Below are 15895 nucleotides of genomic sequence, written 5' to 3'. Positions count from 1 at the left end.
TCTTATTCCTTCGATTTCATGCGAGGGTCCAGCATATCGCGAAGCCAATCTCCGAAAAAGATAACGCCTAGAACCGTAATTGTAATGGCAAGTCCCGGAAAAGTAGCCACCCACCAGCTTGTAGCCAAATATTGACGTCCGTCGCTTAGCATCCCGCCCCAGGAAACAACAGGCGGCTTAATGCCAAGCCCGAGAAAGCTGAGAGAAGCCTCCATAATAATCGTGGTCGCCACGCTCATCGTGGAAATAATAATGAAGGATGACAGTACGTTCGGCAAAATATGGGTAAAAATAATCCGTCCGTTACGTGCGCCCAATGCTCTCGCCGCTTTAACAAAATCCCGTTCCTTCACGCTGAGCACTTCCCCGCGGACAACCCGGGCATAAGAAACCCAGTTGGTGACGCCAATAACAAAGATTAGCGTTCCAAGTCCCGGTCCAAGCACGGCGAGTACAACCAGCATGAACAAAATAGCTGGAATGGCAATAAAAGCATCAGCAACCCTCATAATAATGGCATTTACCCATTTTCCATAAAAGCCTGCCAGCAAGCCCAGAAGGGCTCCGATTGCTCCAGACAGCATAACGGCTCCAATTCCGACGATTAAGGATACTTGCGAGCCGTAAACAATGCGGCTCCAAATGTCTCTGCCTAAATTGTCCGTCCCCAGTAAATGCTCATGCATGCCGCCCTCCAGCCACATGGGCGGAAGCAGCCTCTGCGCCGGACTAATTTTCGCTGGCTCATGAGTGGCAAATAACGGCGCGCCAATGGCAATGATGCATACGGCGAGTACGATCAAAATACCGAGCGTACCGGTCTTGCTTTTTAGCAGCGACTTGATTCCCTGCCGCCATCTGCTTTCCGACTCCTCAGGCCGCTTGCCCGGCAAGCCATCCGCTTGCGATTTGGATAATAACGACATCTGCCTCACCTCTGGCTTTAACTGTATTTAATGCGTGGGTCGAGATACCGGTATACAATATCCGTCAATAAATTCACAACCAATACGATGATCGCAATGACGAATACGGCAGCCTGTACAATCGACATATCATGTGTATTGACGGCCGACACTAGCAGTTGCCCAAGTCCTGGCCATGAGAACACCGTCTCGGTAACGAGCGTCCCGCCAATCAGGCTTGTAAATTGCAGGCCCATAATCGTAACGACGGGAATCAGTCCATTGCGCAGCGCATGCTTGAAAATAACGACGGTTTCCAGCAGTCCCTTGCTTCTGGCCGTACGAATATATTCTTGATTCAAAATCTCCAGCATGCTTGCCCGAATGAGCCTCGTCATTTGCGCCGCAATGCCGGCTCCTAGCGTTATGGCAGGCAGGACGAGATGCTCCAGTCCGCCCTTTCCCGAAACGGGGAAAATTCCCAGTATAACGGAGAATAATAAAATCAGCATAATGCCCGTCCAAAAATTGGGCATTCCTTTGCCAAGCGCAGACAAGCCTGAAATAAATAGATCCAAATACGTGTTGCGCTTCAGCGCCGAAATAATGCCTAGCGGAATAGCAATCAGCGTTGCAATCAGCATTCCCGCTCCAGCAAGCTGGAAACTGGCAGGCAGCCTTTCCAGCACAAGCGGCAAAGCTGATTGTCCGTAATGGAAGGAATGTCCGAAGTCTCCCTGTACAGCATTATAGAGAAATAGGCCGAATTGAACATATAGCGGCCGGTCCAGCCCTAGCGCTTTTGACAAAACAGCCCGATCCTCTTCAGTAGCCGTCTCGGGCAGCATCAGATTGACCGGGTCGCCTGTCACATGCACAAGCACAAAAACGATGGCGGAAATGAGAAATAGAACCGGCACCATTTGCAGCAAAGATTTAATTGTATATTTGCCCACTGAACGGCCCCTCTCCTAAGTAATGGATTAAAGCAAAAGGAAGGGAATAGAACGCTATTCCTTCTATTCCCTCCTTTATATCTGCTGTTATTTCAGCGTAATATCTTCCGCATAATACATCTCATCAAGCCTTGGCGTGTAGCCGATGCCTGCTCCAATGCCGTAAATGCCCTTCATTTGGTACAGGTAAATCGTCGGACGGTCAACTGTAAATTGCTGCTGAACCTTCTGATATTGCTTCTCACGATCCGCTACATCCATGTTTTGCAGCGCCGATTGCAGCAGCTCCTCTACTTCTGGATTGTTATAATCGGTCTCGCCAGCCGCATTTTCTTTCTTAAAGCGATTGTAATTGTTCGAGGCATCAAATAAGGAATTTCCTACGCCAAGCAGGAACAGCTCGTTGAATTTCTTCGAGTTCAGCTTCTCGCTAAAGCTGCTGGCCTCCAAAATTTCCAAATTGACCTCGAAGCCTACATCTGTAAGCATAGCCGCTACTACCTCAGCTACTTCTTTATATTGAACGGAGGATGAGAACGACACTTTCGCGCCATTTTCATAACCAGCTTCCTTCAACAAGGCTCTCGCACGCTCCTGATCATACTCAAACGTTTCATACAGGCTCGGATCTGAACCGAAGTTGCCAGGCGTAACCGACGTTCTCGTTGGGATCCCCGCTCCGCCAGCAATGCTATCAATAATAACCTGATTGTCGATTGCAAGATCAATCGCCTCGCGAACCTTAGGATCAGCGGTAATCGAGCCTTCGGTCATGCGCATAATGATATGAAGCACACGCTGAATTTTCGCTTGCTCAACACTTAGACCATCGACACCTTCTATACGCGCAATATCCGTTGCTGGAACACCGGCAGCAATATCAACTCCGCCAGTCAGCAGCTCGGAAACCCGAGTCGACGCTTCAGGAATGGAGCGGAAAACAACATTTTCCCATTTCGGCGTTCCACCGAAATAATCGGCATTTTTCACCAGCTCAATGCGGTCATCCTTCGTCCATTTGGAAAATTTATAAGGGCCTGTGCCAATCGGAGCCTTCAAGAAAGCTTCGATGCCGTTTTCCTCAATATATTTGGAAGGCAAAATGCCTGCGCCCATGCGGGACAAACGATTAAGCATAATCGGGTCTGGCGTTTCCGTAACAATATCAACCGTATAATTATCAATAATATTGACTTCTTTAATGTGCTTGTAATACGTATTTTGCTTCAAGGTAGTGTCCTTTGCAACACGCTCAAGCGAGAACTTTACATCCGCAGCTGTGAATGGGTCGCCATTGTGAAACTTGACGTCTTCACGCAGCTTCAATCTCCATGTCGTATCATTAACCTGCTCCCACGAGGTGGCAAGCACGGGCACTTTGTTTTGCTCCGCGTCATTTTTCAGCAAATAATCAAACACATTGACGAGCACCGCTTCGCTCATCGTATTGTTGTTGTTATGAGTATCAAAGCTTTCAATATCCGTTGCGTTAGCGATCGTTAAAGTCGTTTTGTCACCGCCCGCTGGAGCGCTAGCTGTCCCGCCATTCGTTTGCGTCTCATTTTTCGTCTCTGTGGCGTTGCCGCAACCTGTAATTACCAGCATAACCGCTATTATGGCTGCAAAGCCCTGTACATACCATCGTTTCAAATCGCTCAGCCTCCTGAAATTCGTTCTAGTTTGTTTTTTTCCATGGATCAGCCAAATAGTTTAGTGCAAGAGCTGACAGCATGGCCGTACCGTAAGGAAGAGCTGCTTCATCCAAATCAAACTGGGGGTGATGCAGCGGGTAAGAGGTATATTCCTCGCCGCTTCCAACGCCTAGACGGAAAAACACGCTTGGCACTGCCTCGGAATAAAAGGCAAAGTCCTCGCCGCCCATTGACGGCTTAACATAAATCCATTTTTTCCCACCTAATAACTGCTCGCTTGTCGAGGTAAGAAAATCAACCATTGCTTCATCGTTTTGCACAACCGGATAACCCATCTTGTAGTTTAATTCGTAGTCTGCCCCAAAGGATGAGGTCACGCCGCGAATGATGTCTTCAAGCAGCTGCGGCATCCGCTCGCGGACTGCCGGCGTCAGTGTTCTGACTGTGCCAACCATCTCCACTTCAGGAGCAATCGCCGCCCCCATGTAGCCCCCGTTGATTTTTCCAATCGTCACGACAACCGGCTCAAGCGGATCAACTAGACGACTAGCCACATGCTGCAAGGCCGATATCACCTGTGCTGCTACCGTAATCGCATCTACCCCTTCATGAGGACGGGCGGCGTGGCCGCCTTTGCCGATGATCTTAATGGTAATACTGTCGGCTGACGCGAAGGCGTCCCCCTTCGTTACGGAAATGAAGCCTGTCGGCAGTGAAGGGAAAACATGCAGCCCGGCCATCACGTCCACAGCGGGGTTTTGCAGCACACCGTCGTCCATCATTGCCTTCGCGCCAGCTAGCCCTTCCTCAGCAGGCTGAAACACAAATTTGATATTTCCGCTGGCTGGCTTGCCTAAACCCACAAGCAGCTGAGCGGCACCCATAAGCATAGTTGTATGCGCATCATGGCCGCATAAATGGGCTTTGCCGGGTATTTTCGATTTGTAAGCAACGGATTTCAGATCCTCAATCGGCAAGGCATCCATATCCGCCCGCAGAGCAATGGTGGGACCAGGCTTTTCACCGCGAAGCAGTGCGACTACGCCTGTTTTCCCTATATTTGTTTGAACCTCCAACCCTAGCTGCCGCAAATGCTCGGTGACGATTCCCGACGTTCTTACTTCCTCAAATCCAGTTTCAGGGTATTGATGGAGGTCTCTGCGCCATGCTACTAGTTGTTCCTTCTGCTGATTTGCAAGAGCAAGAAGCTCATTTAATTTCAAAATCCTCACCCTCCCACAGTGCCGGTTGACCAGTTAACTGTCTCCTTCGACAACGACACGCGCATAAATCGCATGTACCGTTTCGTCAATATGCTGCTTCATCGCTTCCTTTGCGCCGATTCCATTACCAGCTTGCAGCGCATCAAGCAGCAGCATATGCTTGTCATAACTTGTCCGCCTGACGTTCTCGTTGTAGGGCATTAAATCCAGTGCAGGATTAATTTTGGTCCGAATTTTCCTGACTGCCTTCTCGAAATAATCGTTGCCGGAAGCTTTCGCAATCGACAAGTGAAATTTGACGTCCAGAGAGCGGAACATTTCACGCGTGCAATCCTCTTCCATGCTCGTTTCAATAAAACCTCGCAGCTGTTCGAGCTCTGCCGTGCTTATCCGCTTTGCAGCGAGGTAAGCCGCTTCTGGCTCTATAATGGAGCGATATTCAAAAACTTTCAGCATATCGTCCCAGCCGCCGCGCACTTCCTCCCGCGTTCTCTGATGCGAGTTTATCGTTAAAGGAAGAACGAATGTGCCGCCCTTGGCTCCAATTCGCTTCTCAATTAATCCCTTGCCCTCAAGCTCGGATAAAGCTTCCCTGACCGCAAGCCTGCTGGCCTTGAATACCGCTGCAAGCTCCCGTTCCGTCGGCAGCTGCTCCTCCGCTAGAAAATCTTTAAGGATAATCGCTTCCTCTAGCTGCTCCAAAATAAAATCGCTAACTTTTTTAGCGGATACTTTTTCGAACTGCATTTGACCCCTCCAACTCAACAGAAAAACATTAAGGTTCAAACCTTAGACCAAAACTACCACATCAATCCCTATCTGTCAACTTGGTATTTGAATTTTCATATTAGGCTGAACCTTATTCTTCATTCATATTTCAAAAAACCGCCGCAGGGCTTGGACCTATCATCCAAGCTCTACGGCGGTCTGCCCTGCTATTTCATGTTGATTTTGGAGCTGTATACACAGCTTTAAGCAGCTTGTACACGAGTAAAGTACCGCGTGCACTGAATAACAGCAATCAGCCAAACCAAGCTGATCAAATATGCACCTACGACATCACTTGGATAATGCACGCCTAAATATATTCGGCTGAGCCCAATGCCGACAATCATAATCGAGCTGAAGGCAAGCAGCCATTTCCTTGCCTGCTCTGATGGAATATGCCGCCAGCATAAGTACGTAAGGATGCCATAAAAGGTAAACGCATTCATCGAATGCCCGCTTGGAAAGCTGTACCCGACTTCGGTAATAATCGCATTCAAGCTCGGCCTTGCCCGTTGAAACAATAGCTTTAGCCCCGCATTGAGCAGCGCAGAGCCAAATACAGCTATTAAAAAAAGAAGCGTCTCCCTGCGGCTTTTCCATACAAAAAGCAAAAATAAAATAATGGGAACTGAGCTTATAATCACAACGTTTACAGAGCCAATAAACGAAAGAAATTTCATAATGCTTGTCCAGCTTGGAGCTTCAAACGCTTGAATGTAATGAATCAACCATTGATCCATCATTTTCACAAATGGGGTTTGAAAGGTTAATCCGATTAATATAAAGAGAACGAAGCAGACTACTGCCAGCAAATTCAACTTTGAAATAGAAATTCCAACCACTTCCTTATTGTCTCGAATTGTTGCCAAGTTGAGTTATTGTCCATTGAGGCTTTACCAAAATGTTAAGTAAGACCACATTATACTACGATATCCTTTATTATTGAAAACCAAGCTCATTCACTGCCTTTTTCCGAAACAGCTATAGGGTTGTATAACGACCAAAAAGCCTGTGTGAACAGGCTTTCCTCCCGATTTCATTTGCCTATCCGCCCTTCATTTATCGTTTAGGGACGTTTTCGAATCAAGCGATTTAATGCCGCGGTCATCGCCTTCTGATTAACGCTTTCCGCTTCCGCCTTTTTTAACGCTAGCAAGGCTAAGCCATCACCAATCAGCGACAACGAAGCTGAAATTTTAAATAGGTCGTCAGAGGTTATTTTTTGTTCATGAGCCATTATTAACCCCTCCTCAACAATTGATTATATTAATCAGCCATATATATAAAGCGAGATTGTTCAAAACCTCTTCAGGAGGTATCCTCTTTCTCCGCTCTGGCTTTTAAAACAGCAAATAGCCCAAAAAGATCACCGACCACTAATATAACTGCGGACCATAAGGCGAGATCATCGGCTGAAGGCTCATTCGATTCCGGTTTTGTAGTTGTTTTTGACATCCGGATTAAGCTCCTTCGTTTCCTAGTAATGATAACAGCCTATGCAGCAAGCCACTGTGCGGTATAGGCATATGTAACCCCTTTTCGAAACTTTCCCCCCACTTGAACACAAAAAAACCGTCAAAGCGTGCTTTGACGGTTTAATAAACGTCTCATTCTCTAAGTCCATCACCATCCAACCGCTTTAGCTCCTCATCGGTAAAATGCTTGATCGCTTTCTCTTTGGCAAATTTCCCGGCATTGTATTGCTTCGAGCCGTTTCTTGGCACGGACAAACTGTTCCATTCGTTTTCCTTTAACCCTTTTGCCGCATAAACGATTTGTCCGATATGATAGGGGTAATGTGCCAGCTGACGGTTGATCGCCTCTAAAACGGTATGCCCTTCGTTGCGAATATAAATAATTTGACCAAGCTGCTCCGGCTGGAGCGAGTCTATCGCCTCAAAAAAACAAGCCCATGCTTCATCCCAGCTCGCGAGCAGCTCTTCCTTATTCGCCCAATCGTTTTCAAACTCGGCATCGCGATCCCGCCATTCCTTTTCCCCGTCTGACGTCAGGAAATCCGTCCATCTGGACAAAATGTTGCCGCACATATGCTTGACGATGGTGCCAATGCTGTTCACATCCTCTTTAGGCTGCACAAATAGCTGCTCTGGCTCAACCTGATTCATCGCTTTCTCAGCCAGTTTTTTGTAGTAGTGGAACTGTGATTGGATGCTATCCAAATAAATACGTTCCAAATCCATTCCAAGCGCCCCCCTTTTTCGAGTGATAAACAGTCTTGCCTGCTATTGTATGTTACTCCATGCTCCAGCCCATACGCTCACGCAGCCGGGTAATATGGGCGATATGATGATTGCCATGCCATGCATAATTGCCTGCATTCCAATCCAGCCTAATTGTATTTCCAGATTCGGGATGGATAAAAGCGCGCTCTAGCTGCTCACGGCTTAGCGAGCGAAGCAGCAGCAGCCACCTGCCGTGCAGCGCATCGAGAAGCGCTAAGGACAACTCAATAGGGCCTGTACGCCCGTCACTAAGCTCGGCCCATCTTTCCTCATAATAAGGACGTATAGTCGGCATTTCTTCTGTCAGCGCCAGCTTATACCGTGTATACGCGTTCATGTGGCTGTCCGCCAAATGATGTACAACCTGTCTTACCGTCCAGCCGTCCGGGCGATATACCGTATCAAGCTGCTCCTCGCTTAGGTCGATTACAGCTGCTCGAAGCCGTGCTGGAGCCGATTCAATGTCGGCAAACCAGCGATCCAGCTGCTGCTGCGAAATCTCACCCTCCTGCTCAAACAAACCGATGGGAAAGCGCAAATCATCCATTTTCCAGCCCCCTGCAAACATAATGATGACATCTTCCTATTTCTTATTGAAATGATAATAGCATATCCACTAGAGAAGCTCATTAATTGAATGAATGAAATGGATTGGAGCTCGGCGCACAAAGAATAATTCCTTCCGATTCCAGCAGCTTGCGAATCTGCCTGACGAACAAGAGAGCCCTCTCCCCATCACCGTGCACACAAATCGTTTCCGCAGCTAGCGGAATCTTCACTCCCTGCGCCGACGATACAGCTCCTTCTCTGAGCATCTGAAGAAGCTGCTTCAGCGCTTCCTTCGGCTCCTCTATGAGAGCGCCTGCTTGATTGCGGGGTGTCAGTGAGCCGTCTTGCTGGTAGGTACGATCTGCAAACACCTCGCTCGCCGTGCGCAGCCCTCGCTTTTTGCCCGCATGAATCAATTCGCTCCCCGATAAGCCGTATAAAATAAGCTCCGGATTCACCTTATACACCGCTTCAGCAATCGCTTCAGCCAGTTCGGCGCGTTTCGCAGCCATGTTATAGAGAGCGCCATGAGGCTTCACATGCTGCATCACACCGCCCTCCGACCTCACAAAGCCATTCAGCGCGCTGATTTGATATACGGTCAGCTCATAGGCTTCCTCTGGCGAAATCGCCATCTCACGCCGTCCGAAGCCGATTAAGTCCGGCAGCCCAGGGTGGGCGCCGATGGCAACGCCATTTTCCAGCGCCAGCTTCACCGTTCGCCTCATCGTCCCCGGATCGCCGGCATGAAAGCCGCAAGCAATGTTGGCCGATGTAAGGAGCGGCAGCAACTCAGCATCCTGCCCCAGCTCATACACGCCATAATGCTCGCCCAAATCACAATTCAGATCAATGGTCAGCGTCATTCGTCTATCTCTCCTCTCTATAGCGTATTTCAATAAACATGGAGAGACGCTGCATTTGAAGCTCATGCTTGATGTAAAGCTCTTCTGATTTTTGCCGTGTAATTTGCTGGAATCTAATCGTCTCACCCGGTTTTACTTGCGCAAGCAGCGGCAAATCTACCGTCGCCACTTGGGCGATTTTCGGATAGCCGCCAATCGTCTGATGGTCCGCCATCAAAATTATCGGGCTGCCGCCAGCAGGAACCTGAATCGTTCCCATGGACACCGCCTCCGAAATAGGCTCCAGCGCTGCTGCTGTCCCAAGACGCGGTCCTTCCAGCCGATAGCCCATCCGATCCGATTGCGAAGATATTCGAAAATCGCTTTGCAAAAAATGCTTTCTGCTCCCTTCGGTAAACGCATCAAAATGCCGTCCCGGCACGAAGCGAATGACCGGATTTTTCCGATAAAAGGGACGTCCCTCTGAGCCAATCGACCAGCTGGTTGCAAAAAAAGGCGCGTCGTCCTGCCTGTCCTCCGCCTCCTGCTCCCAATAAAACAGCGTTTCCGATGCTCCTTCTCCGATCGCCAGCACATCCCCCGCTCGCAACGCGCGGCCTGCAAAGCCGCCTATCGCCGCACGTGTGTACGTGCTTCTGCTCCCCATAACTAGCGGGACATCAATGCCTCCGGCCGCTGCTATATAAGCGCGGGCGCCCGCCTGGCAAGCTCCGAACGACAACTCATTCCCTGCTTTTATGTATACCGGCCGCCACAGCGGTACGGCTGTTCCTTGCACGGCAGGCGACAGATTGCCCCCGCAAATAGCGATTAATGCATCCTGCTCAAAAATCAGCTTCGGGCCGATAAGCGTAGCTTCCAGCACCGCTGCTCCCGCCTCATTGCCAACGAGCAAATTAGCGGCGCGAAGCGCAAAATCATCCATTGCCCCGCCTGCAATAATGCCCTGCTGCCTATAGCCGGGACGCCCTCGATCCTGCACAGTCGTGAGGAGACCAGCATGTTTAATTCGAATGCCCATTATGTCTGCTCCTCCCATGCCATAAAGGCTTCATAGCTAATCGGCTCAAAATAAACCTGATCTCCCGCCTGCAATAAGCTCGGCTGCTCATGTGACGGACGGAACAGAGCGAGCGGAGTACGCCCGATAATATGCCAGCCGCCAGGGGAGATGATAGGGTAGACGCCCGTCTGATTGCCGCCGATACCTACACTGCCTGGCTCAATACGCAAGCGGGGCGTGGTCCGCCGAGGTGTCGCGATTCGCTCAGGCAGGCCTCCCAAATAAGGAAAGCCAGGTGCAAAGCCCACCATATGTACGAGATATGGCTGCGCCGCATGCAAGGCGATGACATCTTTTTCCGAAAGTCCGCTATGTTCCGCAACCGCTGCGAGATCCGGCCCCAGCTCTCCGCCATAGCAAACGGGCAGCCTTACGATTCGTGGAGCAGCAGCCTGCTCCCCTTCCAGCTTGCTGACCATGTTCGTGAGCAACTGGAATACCCATTCATACGGAGAAGCAGCCGCTTCAGCTTGCGAATGCCAGTTGTTCTCGGCTAGCGAGGTCAGCAGCTTCATTGGATCATAAAAAATCGTCAGCGTGACATAAGCCGGAACAAGCTCAACGAAGCCAGGAAATGGCTCACGCTGCAAATAGGTGCGGAGTGCTTGCACGCGCTCATGCGTCTTGCAGTCAATCGCGCTGCCGAGCTCTACGATAATCGCCGTATCTCCGAGAGGCGACAGCTTTACTTCAAAGACTGGATGGACAGGAGCAATAGACACGCCCTCACCTCTTTTTTCACAAATAAATTGTAAGCTCTTATTTCTTATATCGGTCAATGATCAGTATAATCACATCCCAGCACAATAGATATTTGCTTTACCGCTCGCTTCACCCGCTTGCCATCATCTGTCATGTGCTCCTGCTATAACATTCGGCAATAGATAACGTTCCTCCTTCCTTCACCCCTCAAGCAAAAATCAGGTCTAAAACAGACGTAGACAATAAAAAAACTGCAAACCGCCGTTTGGCAATTTACAGTTTCGTCAGCCTTTTATGTTTCGTGCTTAGGCCGTCCTATAGAGCCTCCCCCAGCCCGCATGCTCAATTGCCTGCGATCCAACCGGAAGGCGACAACACTCAATACAATCAATCCAGCGGAAAAAGCAGCCAGCAGCCATACCGACTGGTTCAACTGCAAATGATCCAGCCCCCAGCCCATCGTAAGCGGCAGTACGGCACCACCGACACCACCCGCTGCAATCATAAAGCTTGGGGTAGATTCCTCAGCGCCTGGCAGCAGCTTGCTCGAAAAGACGAGCGCAATAGAGAACACGCCGGACATAGCAAGTCCAAGCAGCAATATAACCGCAAAAGCGGACCATACCTGGTTCATGAACGGAAACAGGATGCACAGCAGCACCGTCGCACCACAGCTCGCCATTATGTACACCCGGTATTTGATTTTCTCGGCAATGACGCCGGCGAACATTCGTCCGAATGCCATTGCAACCCAGAAGCAGGTTACACTTAGCGTTGCTCCTGCCTCCTTCATGCCTAGCTTCTCAATAAGAATGGCGGGCATAAAGTTTGCAAGGCTCATCTCCGTCCCCACATAGAGAAAGAAAAACACAAGGAATAAGGAAAAAATAATCCACTGCTTGCCCTGATAAAGCGGCTTGCCTCCACTTTTCGCCTGCTGCCTTTCCTCTGCCGCCGCTGCGACTGACTTTCGCAGCACCGCATCAAGCTCGCCAAAGGAGCCTTTTGCCCACAAAATCAAAGACAAAATAGCAAATAGCGAAACGAACATAAAGGACAGCTGCCAATAATTGGCCCAGATCAGGCCGCTTGCAATGAGCGGCATCACCATAGCGCCTACGCCGAAAAACACCTCAAGGCGGCTCATGGCGACGGCCGTTTGATTTTTGACTGCTGCGATAATAATCGTTCCGATTACCGCTTCAATCATGCCAAAGCCAAAGCCAGCTACAATGGCGATCGGATACAGCAAGCTCCAAGGCGGCAGCAGCATGAAGGCAAGCTCGGCGCTAAACAGCATAGCGAAAGCAAGGAGCAGTCCTCCCCTTTTGCCCAAATGACGGTTCAGCCACGGCGAGAGCAGCACGCCGACTAGAAATCCGCCGAACTGTGTGAAAATGAGCGTGCCGCCTTCGCTGTAGGCTTTGCCATAATGCTCAAGCACAACGGGCAATACAGAGCCAAGCACAACATGGGCAAGCCCGATAATGAAGTAAGACAAACAGCCTAGCCAAATCAATCGTTTCATCATAGACTCCTTCTGGTAAATTAAGATTGCCAGAAACAATTGTATGACAAATGAGGGCTAAGAGCTAGCAGATTCCAAATAATTGCTTCATTCATTTGCATTTATTCGAGCAGCCGACTATGAATGCGCGCTCCGCTGTGATTGTTATCCAATTGCAAGGCGGCGCCAAGCTGCTCCGCTGCCCGCTCTCGCTCGCCAAGTCCAAGAAGGCCAAGCCCCATCATATAACGGCAATGAATTTCGTTGCGTTTGCTTAAGTCATCCTCAAACACGAGGAAATCCGGCAGTGATACAGCAAAATAATCAAATTCAACCCGGTCGAAAATATGCTTTTCCGCATAATCAAGCAGCTTATGGAAGCGGCGCTTCGCCTCCTGCTCATTGCCTAGCTTCAACCACGCTAGCCCTTGATAAAAAATCATATCCGGCGGCTGGTCATTGTAATACAGCGCACTTGCAGGCTCCTCCAGCCCTTGGGAGGCCTGCTTAAAGCACTCTTCCGCTCTATGCGGATCATTCAGCGCTTCATACGCGCAGCCTAAGTAATAATAAATATTGTTTTCCTGCGCGCCATGCAGCTTGCCTTCTCCATAATGCTCCGGAAAAATGAGCGCATTGTTCAGCAATTGAATTGCATGGGGAGCATTCCCTTGCTGGAGCGCCTGTTTGGCCAGCTCCACATGCGTGAATACATGCTGCCCCGTCACCTTGCCTTCTCCACCCTCCCAAGGATGGAACTGACGGGAAGATAGCGCCGCTGCCGCTTGCTCATGCTGCTGAGCCGCATTTAGCAGCGTGACATATTCGATGTACAGATCGTCGCGAAGCTCGACAAGCGTTCGCTGCTGTTCCAGCTTGGCGAGCCGCTGCTCAGCGGGGTAGCCTAGCTTTTTATACAGCTGATCCAGCTCATAGAAGACGCGAGCGTCGGTCTGGTCAAGTGAAAAAGCCTGCTCCAATGCTTCAAGTGCAGCGGCCTTGTCGCCGCGTTTATTGTAGTAGGCAAGCGCTAAGTTGCGATGTACGGTGGCAAAGTTCGGCTCTGCTGCGCGCGACGCCTCCCAATGGGCAATCGCATCGCTATGCCGCTTTTTGTCATACAATAAATTGCCCAAATAATAATGCGCCTTCGCATCATGCGGATTGGCCGCTATTGCATGCTCCAGAACGAGCAGCTCAAACAAGCTATTTGGGAAGCAATAATGAGGAGCAGCTAATTCCGCAGCTTGGCGCGAAGCAGCAGCCGCTTCCGAATGGCCTGTCTGCTCATAGGCATACGCAAGCGTATAATGCAGCATTGGATAGATCGCCGCCGCTTCGTCTTCTAGTAAAGTCACGAGGCGCGCCAGCACCTCAATCGCTTCCTCATGCAGCCCGCTGCCCATATAGTCGGCAGCTAAGTTCAAATAATTGTGCGCATCGCCGCGCATCAGCCGCAGCAGCTCGGCGCGCGCCTGATCCGCAAGCTGCTGCTGTCCTCCAGCAGCCAGCGCCAAGCACCGCTCGTTGGCCGCTCCGAAATCGGCCACATCGAGCCCGAGCGTCTCCGCCGCGAAGGCTGTCGCCTCCTCGCTGCGTCCCAGCTTGCGCAGCAGCGCCGCCTTCAAATGGCGCGCTTTATAATTACGGGCGTTCCGCACGATGGAACGCTCCACCAGCTCCAGCGCATCCGCAAGCGCGCCCTCCGCGCAAGCGATCTGCGCCAGCGAGAAGTAGCTGGCATCCTGCCAAGCCGCTGACCACGTTGCCTTGTAGAAGGCGGCGAACGCTTCCTTGCGCTTCCCTTGATGCTTCAAGGCAACGCCAAGCTGATAAAGTGCCTCGCTGTCATATGGATTCGGATTGCGCAACGTCAGCGACTTAACGGCGGTGCGGAAATAGCCCTCCGCCTGTTGAAATTTCCCCTGCCGCAGCAGCAGCGTGCCATAGGCTATATTTATGCGGCTATCGCTTGCGTCGCGCTTCAGCCCTTCCAAATAATACGCCTCCGGCTCAAAGGTCGCATGACGATATTGCTCCAAGTGGAGCCCCGCCAAATACAGCTGCTCATTCGTCTTGAGCGCAGCTGGCGCTTCAAGCGGCTTCGCCGCCTCAGGTATTTGCTCTAGCGCGGGCTTGGCGGGCTGATAAGAAATGAGCAGCCTGCCTGCCGCATCATGAACCGACAGCAGCAAATCACAAGCCTGGTCTGCATCATCCAATGCGACGACACGCTTGAAAATGTCGGTCGGCGACAGCTTCACCTTCTCCTGCAAATAGCTGCGCCCCCATCCGCGCAGCTCGATCTGGGCATCCTCGAACACAGCTGTCGCATAAACGAAAAGCGTAGCCTCCTGCGCCTGCTCATCGACCTCCAAATTAACAGCGGCATCAATAGACGCATTTTTGACGACTCCTATCTTTTTGTAGGGCATAAAATATTGCTTGAACGACTTCTCCTCATACGGCTGAAGCCAGGTGAAATCCGGCTGATTGTCCGTATAGACGCCCGTCATCAGCTCAATATAAGGACCGTCCTCATCGGTCAGATTGCGATCCCAGGCAATGCCAAATTCGCCGTTCCCCCAAGTCCATTGCTTTTTGCCGGGGGAAATATGATGGTTCGCTACATGCAGCAGGCCCGCCTGCACCCCATGGTCATACCCGCCTACAAAATTATAATCGGATTTGTAAGCCATATAAGAGGTTGGCACGGGAATGTTGCGATAGCGGGAAATATCGACGCCGGCGGAATAATCCATTTTATAATAGGTGCCGGTTGCAATTGGAAAGCGGCTTACGTCCCGCTTGCCGTGATCGAACACCGCGGTCACATCAGGGGGAAATACCGACTGCGTATGCTCATTAACCGCAACCGCCGGATTCGCCCACCACAAAAAAGTTTGCGGCTGCGACGTACGGTTGTAAAGCTGTGCGGAAATTTCCAAATAAGCCTTGCCTGCGTGCAGCGTGAAGCCAGCCGTTACCTTCGTGCCATACATGCGATCAATCTCGCTGACCCATACGGTAGCGCTGCCGTCTTTATTTTCAGCTAGACGATATTCTACTGGCCCGTAGGTGTTTGGACGATGATGCTGCGGCCAGTTGAATTCAATGCCGCCGGAAATCCACGGCCCCGCAAGCCCCACCAGCGCAGGCTTAATGACCCTGTTGTAATAGACAAAATCGTAGTCATTCGTTTTATCCAGCGCCCGATAAATGCGTCCACCTAGCTCTGGCATCATTTCGATACGCACATATTCATTTTCGAGAATGACGAGCTTGTAGGGCTGTGGCTGCTTTTCATTTTCGATTTTATCAATAACGGGATGCGGATAAACCCGGCCCGAGCTGCCTTGATACACTCTTTTTTCTAAAAACATAGGATTTCGCTCTGGTTTGCCTATGCCGTAGGTCGGTATGGAAACCGTCTCTTCCCAAATCTTCACCTGCTGCTCCAA

General features: G+C 50.5%; 15 protein-coding genes. All 15 read right to left on the bottom strand.

What is annotated here, in order from left to right; all coding sequences use genetic code 11:
* Positions 1-2: 2 nt before the first annotated feature.
* The 15 genes from V5J77_RS12685 to V5J77_RS12615 all read right to left on the bottom strand — a co-directional run bounded on the left by V5J77_RS12685 (position 3) and on the right by V5J77_RS12615 (position 15895).
* Positions 3-926 (bottom strand): ABC transporter permease, encoded by a 924-nt coding sequence (locus V5J77_RS12685; protein WP_338556308.1) that lies wholly within the window; start codon positions 924-926, stop codon positions 3-5.
* 17 nt (positions 927-943) lie between these two features.
* On the bottom strand, positions 944-1861 hold the full coding sequence (locus V5J77_RS12680; RefSeq protein WP_338556306.1) for an ABC transporter permease: 918 nt from the start codon (positions 1859-1861) through the stop codon (positions 944-946).
* An 87-nt stretch (positions 1862-1948) separates the two neighbouring features.
* Positions 1949-3466, bottom strand: coding sequence for an ABC transporter substrate-binding protein (locus V5J77_RS12675; RefSeq protein ID WP_338556753.1), 1518 nt, complete (start codon positions 3464-3466; stop codon positions 1949-1951).
* A gap of 70 nt (positions 3467-3536) precedes the next feature.
* Positions 3537-4736: a M20 family metallopeptidase gene (locus V5J77_RS12670; protein WP_338556304.1), complete on the bottom strand. Its 1200-nt coding sequence runs from the start codon at positions 4734-4736 to the stop codon at positions 3537-3539.
* Positions 4737-4769: 33 nt separating this feature from the next.
* Entirely contained in the window at positions 4770-5483 is a 714-nt protein-coding gene (locus V5J77_RS12665; protein WP_338556302.1) for an FCD domain-containing protein, read from the bottom strand.
* Between the two features lie 224 nt (positions 5484-5707).
* Positions 5708-6373 carry a phosphatase PAP2 family protein gene (locus tag V5J77_RS12660; RefSeq protein ID WP_338556300.1) on the bottom strand — a complete coding sequence of 222 codons (666 nt, stop codon included), beginning with the start codon at positions 6371-6373 and terminating at the stop codon, positions 5708-5710.
* 197 nt (positions 6374-6570) lie between these two features.
* Positions 6571-6741, bottom strand: a complete 171-nt coding sequence (locus V5J77_RS12655; protein ID WP_338556298.1) for a hypothetical protein — start codon at positions 6739-6741, stop codon at positions 6571-6573.
* Positions 6742-6812: 71 nt separating this feature from the next.
* Positions 6813-6959, bottom strand: coding sequence for a hypothetical protein (locus V5J77_RS12650; protein WP_338556296.1), 147 nt, complete (start codon positions 6957-6959; stop codon positions 6813-6815).
* Between the two features lie 152 nt (positions 6960-7111).
* Positions 7112-7705: a DUF1572 family protein gene (locus V5J77_RS12645; protein WP_338556294.1), complete on the bottom strand. Its 594-nt coding sequence runs from the start codon at positions 7703-7705 to the stop codon at positions 7112-7114.
* Between the two features lie 52 nt (positions 7706-7757).
* Complete coding sequence (locus tag V5J77_RS12640; protein WP_338556292.1) at positions 7758-8294, bottom strand: YfiT family bacillithiol transferase; 537 nt, start codon at positions 8292-8294, stop codon at positions 7758-7760.
* Between the two features lie 82 nt (positions 8295-8376).
* Positions 8377-9162 (bottom strand): 5-oxoprolinase subunit PxpA, encoded by a 786-nt coding sequence (locus V5J77_RS12635; protein WP_338556289.1) that lies wholly within the window; start codon positions 9160-9162, stop codon positions 8377-8379.
* Positions 9163-9166: 4 nt separating this feature from the next.
* A complete protein-coding gene (locus V5J77_RS12630) occupies positions 9167-10183 on the bottom strand; it encodes a biotin-dependent carboxyltransferase family protein (protein WP_338556287.1) in 1017 nt (338 codons plus the stop codon).
* Positions 10183-10947 (bottom strand): 5-oxoprolinase subunit PxpB, encoded by a 765-nt coding sequence (gene pxpB / locus V5J77_RS12625; protein WP_338556285.1) that lies wholly within the window; start codon positions 10945-10947, stop codon positions 10183-10185. Before pxpB ends, V5J77_RS12630 begins: the two co-directional genes overlap by 1 nt.
* Positions 10948-11219: 272 nt before the next feature.
* Complete coding sequence (locus tag V5J77_RS12620) at positions 11220-12458, bottom strand: MFS transporter (protein ID WP_338556283.1); 1239 nt, start codon at positions 12456-12458, stop codon at positions 11220-11222.
* Positions 12459-12556: 98 nt separating this feature from the next.
* Positions 12557-15895, bottom strand: coding sequence for a DUF5107 domain-containing protein (locus tag V5J77_RS12615; protein ID WP_338556281.1), 3339 nt, complete (start codon positions 15893-15895; stop codon positions 12557-12559).

Origin of the sequence: Paenibacillus sp. KS-LC4, assembly GCF_036894955.1 — a bacterium.
Taxonomy (GTDB): Bacteria; Bacillota; Bacilli; order Paenibacillales; family Paenibacillaceae; genus Pristimantibacillus.
Note: the sequence above shows the minus strand (reverse complement) of the source record. Positions and strands in the feature narration are given on the sequence as shown.